The following is a 14,191-nucleotide window of genomic DNA, read 5'->3' as shown; positions in this document are numbered from 1 at the left end:
AATTGAAATCAATAAATTAATAATTTTAATCGTTAGTTAAAAAGAAAATAATAATTATAAAATAGTTAAACTTAAATCTGAAAATTATGAAGAAGATAATAACATTGGTGTTTGTTTCTGCATTAGGTGGTCTATTAACTTTAGGTGGTTACAAAGTTTTTGTTGAAGATGAAGCACAACCATTAGCTGTTGAACAATCATCCGAACTTCCTGTATTTGTCCCTACAAATTCTATGAATACGTACAACAAAGCCGTAAACACGCCAAATTTTGTGGAAGCAGCAGACAAATCTTTAGATGCCGTTGTTCACGTAAAAAACACTTCGGTAATTAGTGCACCAACAACGATGAGAGATTTATTCTTTGGTCGACAGTCGCAACGTGCCCAAGTTGGTACAGGAAGTGGTGTTGTTATTTCGCCAACAGGGTATATTGTAACCAACAACCACGTTATCAATAACGCTAACGAAATAAGTATTACCTTAAACAATAACAAGTCCTATATTGCAGAATTAATTGGTACTGATGAAGCCACAGATATTGCATTACTTAAAATTGACACAGACGAAGACTTACCTTTTATGGCTTTTGGAGATTCTGATAACGCCAAAGTTGGAGAATGGGTTTTAGCTGTTGGTAACCCTTTTAATCTAAATTCTACGGTAACAGCAGGAATTATAAGTGCAAAATCTAGAGATTTAACAGGTCAACATTCTCAATCGTTTATTCAAACTGATGCTGCTGTAAACCCAGGAAACTCTGGTGGAGCTTTGGTGAATGTAAATGGTGATTTAATAGGAATTAATACGGCTATTTCTTCACAAACAGGTTCTTATATAGGTTACTCATTTGCTGTACCAAGTAATATTGCTCGTAAAATTGTAAATGACATTATAGAATATGGTAATGTTCAAAATGGTATTTTAGGAGTTACAGGAGGCGCGCTTAATAGTGAAGCTGCAGAACAACTTGGAACTACAGCTACTGAAGGTTTTTACGTCAATGAAGTGCAAGAAGATACTGGTGCCGAAAAAGCAGGTATAAAACCTGGTGATATCATTAACAAAATTGATAATGTACAAATTAATAAGTTCTCTGATTTAACGGGTTATTTAAAAACCAAGAGTCCAGAAGATGTGGTTAACGTTACACTTTTAAGAGATGGACGTGAGGAGGTCCTGCCTGTTACCTTATTAAAACCTACAGTTACCGTTATACAAACTATAGGGTTTGTAAAAAATGCTACGAAAAAAGAATTAAAGACTAACAATACGGATTATGGTGTAAAAATATCAAAATTCGCCGATGACAACTATAAAGCTGGTTGGAGTCGTGTTGGTGTTGAAGAAGGTAGTATTGTCACAAAAATAAACGGCAATAAATTATACACTGTGGAGGATGCTCAAAATGCTATGAAAGCAAGAAATTTAAGAGAACCGCTTCAGATTGAAATTATAAATAATCAAGGCGAAAAAGTGGTACATAGTTTTAGATAGTTCCACGATTAATTGGATAGATTTAACCCTTCAAAATCATATTTTTTGAAGGGTTTTTATTTTCAGTAAAAGTTGCTACGAAAACGTTTGAAATATGTTACTTTTGCAAAAAATTAAACACCAATTTAACTCAAAAAACATGGGATTTAACGACACTTACGAAAAAGAGTTAGCGTTTCAAGCCGATCGTCGCAGAGCAACTGTCGAATTTATTAAAATTATAAGCGATTTATGGTATGACAAATCTATTGAGCTTGTTATATTCAGAAATCAATTAATAGACAGAAATGTAAGCGAAATTTTAAACTTGCATGAGTATGCAGGCGAATTTGTTCAAAAACCAATTTCAATTTTTGATTCGGTTGAAATTGCGCAGGCCATTAGTACTTTAAACTTACCACCTGCCAAATTAGACATTGGCAAGTTAACTTATGAATTTCATTTAGAAGATCAAAAATATGGCAATGCTACGGCTTTTGTAGCTTCTAAATTAGGTAAAGCCAAAGACAACGAAGCCATTGAACCTAAAGATGTGGTCCTTTATGGTTTTGGAAGAATTGGACGTTTAGTGGCACGTGAATTAATGACACGAACAGGAAAAGGTACACAATTACGATTAAGAGCTATTGTTACGCGAGGAGACATCACTGAAACAGTTTTAAATAAACGTGCTTCTTTATTAAGAAACGATTCTGTACATGGTGTTTTTTCTGGAATTGTAAGTACTGATGTTAAAAATTCTGCATTAATTATTAATGGTACTACGGTAAATGTAATTTCTGCAAATGCGCCAGAAGACATTGATTATACATCTTACGGCATTAATAACGCTTTGGTTATTGACAATACTGGTGCATTCAGAGATAAAGAGGCACTTAGCAGACACCTAAAATCTAAAGGAGTCGAGAAAGTTTTATTGACTGCACCTGGAAAAGGCATACCTAACATTGTACATGGTGTTAATCATTTGGAGCATAATCCGGATAAAACTAATATATTTTCTGCCGCATCTTGCACAACAAATGCTATTACACCTATTTTAAAAGCCGTTGAAGATTCTTTCGGGATTAGCACTGGACATTTAGAAACGATACACGCTTATACTAACGATCAAAATTTAGTAGATAATTTTCATAGTAAATACAGACGTGGTCGTGCTGCTGCTTTAAATATGGTTATTACAGAAACTGGGGCTGGTAAAGCGGTAAGCAAAGCCTTACCAACTTTAGAAGGAAAGTTAACGTCTAATGCTATTAGAGTTCCTGTACCTAATGGATCTCTTGCAATTCTGAATTTAGAATTAAAAAATAAAACTACCGTTGCTAGTATAAATACGATTATGAAAAAGTATGCACTAGAAGGGGATTTAGTAGAGCAAATTAAATACGAAATGAGTGATGAATTAGTTTCTAGCGACATTGTTGGTAGCTCTGCTCCTGCTATTTATGATAGTAAAGCAACTATTGTTAGAAAAGATGGTAAAAATGCAATACTATATATATGGTATGATAACGAATATGGCTACAGCCAACAAGTTATTCGTTTAGCAAAATATATTTCTAAAGTTAGACGCTATGCTTATTATTAGACTAAATTGAAGAAGGAAAATATAAAATCCTGTCCTATGGCAGGATTTTTTCTATCTTAAATTAGCTAACTTTCTGTTATTTATATACTAGGTAATTATAAAAATAGTGATAACTTAAATAAGTTAACATCTAAAAACAATACTTCAGTCGTATATAAATTGCCTTAGTAAAATCTAAGGCTATTTGTTTTGTAATTGTGATATGAAATATTCATAAAATTATTATCTTGGCAACCAATTTAATCGAACACCACCAAAAATCACCTCTAAGATGAAGTTCTTAATAAAAGTTATTGTAATTCTTGTAGTTACATTTAGTTTTCAAACAACATTTGCACAATCTGACAACGACGAAGAAGATAAATTATCTCTTAAAAGTGGTACTATTGATAGTCAATTTGAATATGTATTTAGGAAATCTGGTAGCTTTAAAGGAACCAACGGACAAAATTATAAAGCAGTAAAATACGCTTGGCTTTTAACTTTAAAATCCAATGTTCTTGATTCTTTAAAAACAACATATACGAGTTTAGAAAATTCTGAAAATATGGTTGGAAATCAAGTTAAAGAAATTGAAGATCTAAAAACTAAACTAGCAAATACACAAAGTAATTTAGAGCAAACAGATTCTGAAAAAAATAACATGGCTTTATTAGGTATGGAAACCAGTAAAACCAATTATAATGTTATTATGTGGTCTATCATTGCTGCTTTGTTAGCTTTATTATTAATCTTTATCTATAAATTTAAAGGGAGTAACTCGTCAACACGAGAAGCTAAACATAAATTAGACGAAGTAGAAACAGAGTTTGAAGAACACAGACGTAACGCTTTAGAGCGCGAACAAAAAGTTAGACGCCAATTACAAGACGAATTAAACAAGCACAAGTCTTAAATAGGTTTTTAAATTATAGTCATATAAATCCGTAATTTTAATTACGGATTTTTTTGTACTTATAAAACGACTCCATCAATCTTATCTCATAATTTTAAACCAACCTTACTATCCTCTAGTTAAAAAATTAAAGCAATTAAACATATCTTTGCAAACTATACTAAAACAAATTATGCGCATAGATATCATAACCGTACTGCCAGAACTTTTAAAAAGTCCTTTTGAAGCTTCAATTTTAAAACGAGCAATTGAAGCTGGTTTAGTCGAAGTTCACTTTCATAATTTAAGAGATTATGCAACAGGTGGCTATAAATCGGTAGATGATACGCAGTTTGGTGGAGGTGCAGGTATGGTAATGAGTATAGCTCCTATTGATAAGTGCATTTCAAAATTACAGAGTGAGCGCACTTATGATGAGATTATATATATGACTCCAGATGGTGAACAGCTTAATCAGAGTATCGCTAATCAAACCTCATTAAAAGAAAATATTATTATTCTTTGTGGCCATTACAAAGGAGTCGATCAACGCGTTCGCGATAAATTCATCACACGCGAAATATCTATCGGAGACTATGTACTTTCTGGAGGTGAATTAGGAGCTGCCGTGTTATGCGATGCTGTAATACGATTAATTCCAGGTGTATTAGGAAATGAAACTTCTGCCCTAACCGACTCGTTTCAAGATGGATTATTAGCACCACCAATTTACACCAAACCAAGAGAATATGATGGTATGAAAGTCCCTGAAGTACTTTTTAGCGGTAACTTTGCTAAAATTGAAAAGTGGAGAGAAGAACAAGCGTATAAAAGAACCCAAGAAAGACGACCAGACTTACTTAAATAATAAACATAGCTCCATGAATAATTCTACAGAAATTCTATTTTATATCGGTCAAATTATTAGTGCCGTATCTATTGTTATAGTACTTATTGCTACAATTATTCTATTTATAAAGAAGCGAAGTCTAGCAACTTGGCTTATTTTAATCGGTTATGTACTTGTTGTAATAACATATGTAGCAAAATTGTTTGTTAGTGTTTTTGCGGGTAGAGAGGGTATGGACACTTTACTATTAACTCAAGGTATTTCATCAATCGTTCAAAATTTATCCTATCTAATTTTTGCTGTAGGCCTAATCATTTTTGCTATTTCAGAATTTACAACATATAAATCCAACACAAAACTTCCAAAAACTTAGACTATACACTAAAAATATAATAGCAAACCATTGCAAATAAACAAAAAAGTACTACTTTTGCAAACCAATTTAGACCAACCTCTGGCGAAAATCGTGAATGTTGCTTTGAATCAATTATTATAAATAAAATAAAATGAGTGATTTAGTAAAATTTGTACAAGACGAATTTGTAACCCGTAAAGACTTTCCAGAATTTAGTGCTGGTGATACAATCACAGTATACTACGAAATTAAAGAGGGAAGTAAAACACGTACACAGTTCTTTAAGGGAGTTGTATTACAACGTAAAGGAAGCGGGTCTTCTGAAACGTTTACTATCCGTAAAATGTCAGGTACAATTGGCGTAGAACGTATCTTCCCAGTAAACTTACCTGCTTTACAAAAAGTAGAAGTTAACAAACGTGGTAAAGTACGTAGAGCTAGAATTTACTACTTTAGAGGTCTTACTGGTAAAAAAGCAAGAATCAAAGAAGTTAGAAGATAATTCCAACTTACATATTATAATTACAAGCCTTCTTTATCAGAAGGCTTTTTTGGTTATTAACAATTGTTAATAACACTGGTTTATAAAGTGTTGATATCTAAATTGTTAAAAAAAATAGCAATACTCAAAATAATTGCGTAATTTAGTATAACAATTAACAACAAACCTAGTTTGGTTTTGAATTTTATTTCAAATTAATGTTAAATTGTTACTAGAGATTCGTTCTTTATGTATTGAGGTTGTTTTTTGAGATTGTATAGCAGCTTGCGTTAGTAAGTGTTTGTAAAACGATCATGAAGCTTAATTGTATTAACATACGACGTAGGTTAGTATAATGACGTGAAAAGCTCTGAAAAAGTAATGGAATCGAAAGTGCACACGAAAAGAAAGAGCAATGTTTTAGACCTAACATTCATTAAATTGAAGATTATAGGAAAAACATCAAGAAAAACAAACCTAAGAAACATAGTAATATCAGGTCAATACATTTTGAAAGATATGAATTGTTTCGATTTGAAACAGAAACACTTGAACCGAAAAAGATGATGACATCCGTCATACAGCTGAGTTAGGTAAAACTAAATAGGTCACGTTAGTACTGTTTCTATGAAAGCCATGTCAACACAGATTATTCTGAGTGATATGGCTTTTTTTTATACAAAATTCTCTTATCAAGCTTAGTTATTTTCAACTACAAAACTTTAACCTACAACGCGATTACTCTATCCTAAATTAAATTACGTCTTTATAATCTCTCTTTTAAAATATCCTATAACTTTCGTATTCTTGTAAAATGAATCTACCGTTAATAGACCAACAAGAATTCAATGATAAGGATTACACAGTAAACCCACTTTTAAAAGCGGAATATACAGCGTGTACATTTACGAATTGTAATTTCGAAAATTCAGATATTTCAAACCTCATATTTCTAGAATGTGATTTTATAGAATGTAATTTCAGTAATGTGAATGTAATGCACACGTCTTTCAATGATGTGATATTTAAAAGTTGTAAATTACTCGGAGTTTTATTTCAGAATTGTAATACATTTCTATTGTCGTTTAAGTTTATCGATTGTACGCTTAATTTAAGTAGTTTCTATCAATTAAAAATCAATCGTACAGTATTTTCAAATTGTATTATGCATCAAGTAGATTTCACTGAAACAGAAGCGAAGCATACAGTTTTCAAAGACTGCGACTTACACCAATCTACATTCTATCAAACCAATATAGAACATTCAGATTTTACATCAGCTAGCAATATTAATATCAACCCTTCTACAAATAAAATTAAACACGCTTTTTTCTCTAAAGCGAGCATTTCTGGTTTATTAGTTTGCTTTAATATTAAGATAAAAGATTAAATTCAAAATTTTAAGTTATTATTTATTAAATTCTTAAAATCAATACCGGTTTAGTAACAATCTTATACCTATTAAAATCAAACGTTTTCGTATATTCGCACAGCTCAATTTCGAGCGAAATTTTATTCATTTTATTTACAAGACATATGACAAAAACAGGAAAGATTGTTTATACAAAAACGGACGAAGCACCAGCTTTAGCAACGCGTTCATTTTTACCGATTGTTGAAGCATTTACGAAGTCTTCAGGTATTGTTATAGAGACAAAAGATATATCATTAGCGGCTAGAATTTTAGCTGTATTTCCAGACTTATTAACAGACGATCAAAAGGTTGCAGATGCATTGGCAGAATTAGGTGAGTTAGTAAAAAAGCCAGAAGCTAATATTATAAAATTACCAAATATTAGTGCGTCAGTGCCTCAACTTATCGCTGCCATTGAAGAATTACAAGCACAAGGATTTAAGATTCCTGATTATCCAGAGGAACCTAAAAACGATGAGGAAAAGGAAATTAAGTCACGCTACGATAAAATAAAAGGAAGTGCTGTAAACCCAGTACTAAGAGAAGGAAATTCAGACAGACGTGCACCAAAAGCCGTTAAGAATTTCGCTAAGAGAAACCCACATAGTATGGGAGCTTGGGCATCTGATTCTAAAACACATGTTGCTACTATGGCAAAAGGAGATTTTGCTCACAATGAAAAGTCTGTAACATTAGATGAAGCTACTTCTGTAAGTATTGTGCATACAGATACGAAAGGAAATAAAACCAACTTAAAAAGCGATTTAGCCTTATTAAAAGGTGAAATTATCGATGCTACAATAATGAGCAAAACTGCTTTACTTGAGTTCTTAGAAGAGCAAGTAGAAGATGCTTTAGATAAAAGTGTATTGTTTTCTCTACATATGAAAGCAACCATGATGAAGGTTTCTGACCCAATCATTTTTGGTCATGCAGTGCGTATTTTCTTTAAAGATCTATTTGATAAACATGGAAAAACATTCGATAAAATAGGCGTTGATGTTAACAACGGTTTTGGTAACTTATTAGAAAAATTAAGTGAACTTCCAGAAGACAAACGCGATGAAATTAGAGCTGATATTCGTTATGAACTACATCATGGTGCAGATTTAGCAATGGTAAATTCTGATAGAGGAATTACCAACCTACATGTACCAAGTGATGTTATTATTGATGCCTCTATGCCTGCCATGATTAGAACGTCTGGTCAAATGTGGAATGCAGAAGGTAAGCAACAAGATACCAAAGCAGTAATTCCAGATAGTAGTTATGCTGGTGTTTACAGTGCAACGATCGATTTCTGTAAAAAACATGGCGCTTTTGACCCAACAACAATGGGTACTGTACCAAACGTAGGACTTATGGCTCAAAAAGCTGAAGAATACGGTTCTCACGATAAAACTTTTGAAATTGCTTCAAAAGGTAAAGTTGAAGTTATTGATGCAGATGGTAATGTTCTTTTAACGCATAAAGTTGAAGAAGGAGATATCTGGAGAATGTGTCAGGCAAAAGATGCACCAATCCAAGACTGGGTTAAACTTGCAGTTACTAGAGCAAGAGCATCAGAAACACCTGCTGTGTTCTGGTTAGATAAGAAAAGAGCTCATGATGCAGAATTGATTAAAAAGGTGAACCTATATCTTAAAGATCATGATACTGAAGGCTTAGATATTAGAATTCTGTCTTTAGTAGACGCAACTAATTTTACATTAAAAAGAATTAAAGAAGGTAAAGACACAATTTCAGTTACAGGGAATGTACTTAGAGATTACCTAACAGATTTATTTCCAATTTTAGAAGTTGGTACTAGTGCAAAAATGTTATCTATTGTACCGTTAATGAATGGTGGTGGATTATTTGAAACTGGAGCTGGTGGATCTGCACCTAAACACGTTCAACAATTTATTTCTGAAGATCACCTACGTTGGGATTCTTTAGGCGAATTTTTAGCATTGGCTGTGTCTTTAGAACATTTCTCAGTCGCTAATAGTAATGAAAAAGCAAGTATCCTAGGAGAAGCTTTAGATGATGCTTCCGATAAATTGTTAGAAAACAGTAAAGGACCTTCAAGAAAAGTTAACGAATTAGATAATAGAGGAAGTCACTTTTATTTAGCACTTTATTGGGCAGAAGCATTAGCTAACCAAGATAAAGATGCTGATTTAAAAGCTGAATTTTCAAAAATATATGATGAGTTATCTTCAAATGAAGAGGCTATAGTAAAAGAGCTTATCGATTGTCAAGGAAAACCTGTAAATATCGAAGGGTATTATCTTCCTAATGAAAAATTAATATCAAGCGCTATGCGTCCTAGTGAATTATTAAATTCTATTTTAGATTTTTAATAATATTCAGATCAATATTATGTTAAAAGCTTCCTTTGGGAAGCTTTTTTTATGCTTTTAAATTACTTTTAATGTAACAAAATATTAACCTAAACGTCAAAGGTTTAGATACGTTATAATATTTAGATAAAATCAACTATGATAATAAACCTTAGAAGTCTAATACTCTTCTTTCTATTAAGTCCTATTTATATTTTAGCGCAAGAAGATTACACTATAAGCGGTAATATATCAGACATCAATAGTAATGAATCACTTATTGGTGTCAACGTAATTCTGCCAGAACTACAAACTGGAGCTGTTACCAATGAGTATGGCTTCTACTCTATTACATTACCAGAAGGCACTTATGTCATTCAAATTAGTTATTTAGGCTATAAAACAATTTCTGAAACGATAACACTTAACAGTAATTTGAGTAAAAATTATAAGCTCAAAGAATCCGCAGAAAGTTTAGATGAAGTTGTTATTACCGAAGATATTGAAAAATTAAACATCAAAAAACCGCAAATGAGCGTCAATTCTTTATCTATAAAAACGATAAAAAATATGCCAGTTGTATTAGGTGAAGTCGATGTTATAAAATCTATCACACTTTTACCTGGTGTTACCAATGGTGGTGAAGGTGCTTCTGGTTTTAACGTAAGAGGTGGCGCTGCAGACCAAAACCTCATACTCTTGGATGAAGCTACAATCTTTAACTCATCTCATCTTTTTGGATTTTTTTCCGTCTTCAATCCAGATGCTATAAAAGATATAAAACTATATAAAGGAGGCATCCCTTCAAAATATGGTGGTCGTATCTCTTCCGTTTTAGATATTTATCAAAAGGAGGGAAACAGTAAATCCTTTCATATGAATGGTGGAATTGGACTAATTTCTAGTCGGTTGTTAGCAGAAGGTCCTATAAAAAAGGATAAAGGGTCTTTTTTAATTGGTGGTCGTAGTAGCTATGCGCATTTATTCTTACCCCTTTTTGACTTAGATAATACGGCTTATTTTTATGATTTAAACACAAAATTAAGTTACAACATCAACGATAATAACAATATTTATTTATCTGGTTATTTTGGTCGAGACGTGTTTAAAATATCTGATAGCTTCGAAAATTCATTCGGGAATTCTGTTCTCAATTTTAGATGGAATCATATTTTTTCTGATAAGATCTTCTCCAATCTATCACTTATATATTCCGACTATTATTATGGACTTCAACTTGGCTTTGTTGGCTTTGATTGGATTTCGGGAATAAGAAACTTCAACCTTAAGTATGATTTTAAACACTATGTAAATAATAACTTTAAACTAGATTACGGTTTAAATAGTATGTATTATAAATTCAATCCTGGAGATATTAAACCTATAAACGCTGAATCTGGAATTAATCCTTTTAAACTCATAGATAAGTATGCTTTTGAAAATGCCGTTTATATCGATGCTGAACATAAATTGAGTGATCGGTTGTCTGTCAGTTATGGTGCACGTTTTAGTATGTTTCACAGGTTAGGACAAGATGAATTAAATCAATACGAAAACAACAGCCCTCTAACATTTAACGAAGCTTTTGGGATTTATGAAAAAGCAGAACCAATTGGCACAGATACATATAGCCGAAGTGATGTTATAGAATCGTTTGCAAATTTAGAACCACGCTTGGCAGTAGCTTATCAATTAAACGATAATTCTTCAGTAAAGGCAAGTTATAATCGCATGAGCCAATATTTACATTTATTATCTAACACAAGCTCACCAACTCCTTTAGATGTCTGGACACCAAGTGGAAAATACATAAAACCCCAATTATTAAATCAAGTCGCAATTGGATATTTTAAAACCTTTAAAAATAATGCCTATTCTATAGAAGTCGAAAGTTTTTATAAAACCATCCAAAACCGAATAGATTATATAGATGGTGCCGATCTCATTGCTAATGATGCCATAGAACAAGTTATCCTTAATGGTGAAGCTAGAGCCTACGGTTTAGAGGTGCTTCTTAAAAAAAATGAAGGAAAGTTTACTGGTTGGTTAGCATATACACTTTCTAAATCAGAACAACGAACACCTGGAAGAACAGCTATTGAAACCGGAATTAATAATGGCGAATGGTACAACACACCTTACGATAAAACGCACGACATTTCAATAACCGGAAACTACGAATTAAACAATAAATGGTCCTTTAGTTCCAATTTAATCTTTCAAACAGGCCAACCTACAACGTTTCCCAATGGTCAATATCAATATAATGACATTATTATTCCAAGTTATGAAGCCAGAAACTCGAGCAGATTACCAGCTTACCATCGTTTAGATTTAGCAGTTAATTACACTCCGAACCCAGAAAGCACCAAGAATTTTAAAGGAGAATGGGTCTTTGGACTCTATAATGTATATAACCGAAAAAATGCGGCGAGTATTTCCTTTAGTGAAAATAGAAATACTGGAATCAATGAAGCCACACGTTTAGCTATTTTTGGTATTGTACCATCATTCTCTTATAACTTTAAATTTTAAATCATGAAAAAATTATTATATATAAGTTTTTGTTTAGTACTATTTTCAAGTTGCGAAGATGTTATTGATGTAGATTTAAATGATGCCGAACCTAAATTAGTAATCGAAGCTTCTATAAACTATTTTAAAAACACTTCTGGCAATGAACAAAGCATTAAGTTAAGCTTATCAGCACCATTTTTTGAAGATACTATTCCACCTGCTAATGATGCTACGGTTCAAATTTCGGATACGGTTGGTAATACGTTCAATTTTATAGAAGAAGATAATTCTGGTATATATTACAACAATTCATTTATTCCTGTGATAGATGCAGAATATACTTTAGCTATAATCTACAATGGAGAAACTTATACTGCTACCGAAACCTTAACATCCGTAGTTCCCATTGATTATGTAGAGCAAAATAATGAAGGCGGTTTTTCTGGCGACGATATAGAACTCAAAGCCTTTTATACAGATCCTGAAGGTATTGATAATTACTATTTTTTTGAGTTTATAAGCGATATTCCGGTGGTCCCAACATTAAGTGTTTACGACGATACCTTTACGGATGGCAATGAGATATTCGGATTTTACACTGAAGAAGACTTAGAGTCTGGAGATATAGTAACCATAAGAAATTACGGTATATCTAGCCAATTCTACGACTTTATGTTTATCCTTTTGCAACAAGGTGGTGATTCCGGAGGTGGCCCATTTGAAACACAACCTGCAACCATAAGAGGTAACTGCATCAATACCACTAATCCAGACAACTTTCCTTATGGGTATTTTAGATTATCAGAAGTTGATGAGCTTATTTATACAGTAGAATAAAAATGTGATTTGGGCATTACCCACCAAAAAGTGGGTCGCGTCATCCACTATATCTTTTTGCTTTTATATAAAGTGAATACTTTCAGACATATTGGTCATTAATTATATTTATAATCATCTAAAACGAAACGAATTTAGCAAAAAGGATGCCGTTACTACCGCTAATGCAACACCTCCGCCAAAATTATTTCTTACCTTTAAGGCATGAATTTTATAAAAACAACAGAGCAAGACTCAAACTATAATAATCTCGAAAATATGTCTATTAGCGAGGTTATAAATGCTATAAACAAAGAAGATCAATCAGTTCCTTTTGCTGTAGAAAAAGCACTACCTCAAATAGAAAACCTTATTTCACAAGTCGTGAATAAACTGAAATCAGGTGGTCGACTCTTTTATATGGGCGCTGGTACAAGCGGACGATTAGGAATTTTAGATGCTTCAGAATGTCCACCTACTTTCGGTGTTCCTCACAATTTAGTCATAGGTATTATTGCAGGTGGTGATAATGCAATTAGAAAAGCGGTAGAAAATGCGGAAGACTCTACCACTCAAGGGTGGAAAGACTTAGAAGATTATAAGGTTTCAGAAAAAGATATAGTGATAGGTATTGCGGCATCTGGTACAACACCTTATGTTATTAGCGCGCTAGAAAAGTGTAATGAACAAAATATTATAACAGGTTGTATTACCTGTAATAAAAATAGCCCATTGTCGCTAACTGCACAATTTCCTATTGAAGTTATAGTTGGTCCAGAATTTATAACAGGAAGTTCTAGAATGAAAGCCGGAACGGCACAAAAATTAGTTCTGAATATGATTACAACAACCGTAATGATTCAATTAGGTAAAGTCAAAGGAAATAAAATGGTAGATATGCAGCTCAGTAATGACAAATTAGTTAATAGAGCTGTAAACATGATTGTGAATGAATTAAACATTTCAAAATCTGAAGCAGCTGTGTTGTTAGAAAAACATAAAAACGTAAGAGATAGTATTACTCATGGAAGACGATAATAGAACAGACAAAGACATTTTAGTTAAAGGATTAAAACGCATGGGCATTTGTTTGGCCTTAATGTTCTTAGGGCCTACATTAGTTCACTTAGCCTTAGATAATAGCGAAAAACCACTTTACATACCTTTACTTATCATAGCCTTTATACTCTGTATAGGCGCTATTGTATTTCTATTTCTAGGGATCAACACTATTCTCGATAGTATTTTTAAAAAGAAGAAATAGACTATATCTACATCAGCATTGATCTACCTTAAATAGTTTTCTATTTAAAAGTAAGGGAATAATATCAATTTTATCCTTAGCTATTAGCTTGTTTTAAACTCGTAAAGTATATAAAAACAAAAAACCCTTACTAGTTATCTAGTAAGGGTTTTCAAAAAAGGCGGCGACCTACTCTTCCACAGTAAAGCAGTACCATCGGCGCAAACGGGCTT

At 32.6% G+C, this 14,191-nt stretch carries 12 protein-coding genes; all 12 read left to right on the top strand.

Annotated elements, in window-relative coordinates:
- The first annotated feature begins 86 nt into the window (after positions 1-86).
- The 12 genes from K1X16_RS10745 to K1X16_RS10690 all read left to right on the top strand — a co-directional run bounded on the left by K1X16_RS10745 (position 87) and on the right by K1X16_RS10690 (position 13,979).
- Positions 87-1,496, top strand: a complete 1,410-nt coding sequence (locus tag K1X16_RS10745) for a trypsin-like peptidase domain-containing protein (protein ID WP_225036147.1) — start codon at positions 87-89, stop codon at positions 1,494-1,496.
- 139 nt (positions 1,497-1,635) lie between these two features.
- A complete protein-coding gene (locus K1X16_RS10740) occupies positions 1,636-3,084 on the top strand; it encodes a glyceraldehyde-3-phosphate dehydrogenase (protein ID WP_195872653.1) in 1,449 nt (482 codons plus the stop codon).
- Positions 3,085-3,355: 271 nt separating this feature from the next.
- Positions 3,356-3,979: a tRNA (guanine-N1)-methyltransferase gene (locus K1X16_RS10735; RefSeq protein ID WP_225036146.1), complete on the top strand. Its 624-nt coding sequence runs from the start codon at positions 3,356-3,358 to the stop codon at positions 3,977-3,979.
- A gap of 172 nt (positions 3,980-4,151) precedes the next feature.
- Positions 4,152-4,826, top strand: a complete 675-nt coding sequence (gene trmD, locus K1X16_RS10730; protein WP_195872651.1) for a tRNA (guanosine(37)-N1)-methyltransferase TrmD — start codon at positions 4,152-4,154, stop codon at positions 4,824-4,826.
- Positions 4,827-4,839: 13 nt separating this feature from the next.
- Positions 4,840-5,181 (top strand): hypothetical protein, encoded by a 342-nt coding sequence (locus K1X16_RS10725; RefSeq protein WP_195872650.1) that lies wholly within the window; start codon positions 4,840-4,842, stop codon positions 5,179-5,181.
- Between the two features lie 133 nt (positions 5,182-5,314).
- Complete coding sequence (gene rplS, locus K1X16_RS10720) at positions 5,315-5,665, top strand: 50S ribosomal protein L19 (protein ID WP_195872649.1); 351 nt, start codon at positions 5,315-5,317, stop codon at positions 5,663-5,665.
- Positions 5,666-6,458: 793 nt separating this feature from the next.
- Positions 6,459-7,034: a pentapeptide repeat-containing protein gene (locus K1X16_RS10715; RefSeq protein WP_225036143.1), complete on the top strand. Its 576-nt coding sequence runs from the start codon at positions 6,459-6,461 to the stop codon at positions 7,032-7,034.
- A gap of 146 nt (positions 7,035-7,180) precedes the next feature.
- Positions 7,181-9,403 carry an NADP-dependent isocitrate dehydrogenase gene (locus K1X16_RS10710; RefSeq protein ID WP_225036141.1) on the top strand — a complete coding sequence of 741 codons (2,223 nt, stop codon included), beginning with the start codon at positions 7,181-7,183 and terminating at the stop codon, positions 9,401-9,403.
- Positions 9,404-9,541: 138 nt separating this feature from the next.
- A complete protein-coding gene (locus tag K1X16_RS10705; protein ID WP_225036139.1) occupies positions 9,542-11,917 on the top strand; it encodes a TonB-dependent receptor in 2,376 nt (791 codons plus the stop codon).
- Positions 11,918-11,920: 3 nt separating this feature from the next.
- Positions 11,921-12,736, top strand: a complete 816-nt coding sequence (locus K1X16_RS10700; protein WP_225036137.1) for a DUF4249 domain-containing protein — start codon at positions 11,921-11,923, stop codon at positions 12,734-12,736.
- Between the two features lie 204 nt (positions 12,737-12,940).
- The gene (murQ, locus tag K1X16_RS10695; protein WP_225036136.1) at positions 12,941-13,753 is read left to right on the top strand and encodes an N-acetylmuramic acid 6-phosphate etherase; all 813 of its coding nucleotides are present in this window, start codon (positions 12,941-12,943) and stop codon (positions 13,751-13,753) included.
- Positions 13,740-13,979 carry a DUF6095 family protein gene (locus K1X16_RS10690; protein WP_195872643.1) on the top strand — a complete coding sequence of 80 codons (240 nt, stop codon included), beginning with the start codon at positions 13,740-13,742 and terminating at the stop codon, positions 13,977-13,979. Before murQ ends, K1X16_RS10690 begins: the two co-directional genes overlap by 14 nt.
- Positions 13,980-14,191: the final 212 nt, after the last annotated feature.

It is taken from the genome of Winogradskyella sp. SM1960 (assembly GCF_020179375.1).
Taxonomy (GTDB): domain Bacteria; phylum Bacteroidota; class Bacteroidia; order Flavobacteriales; family Flavobacteriaceae; genus Winogradskyella; species Winogradskyella marina.
This window is presented reverse-complemented; position numbering and strand designations above follow the sequence as displayed.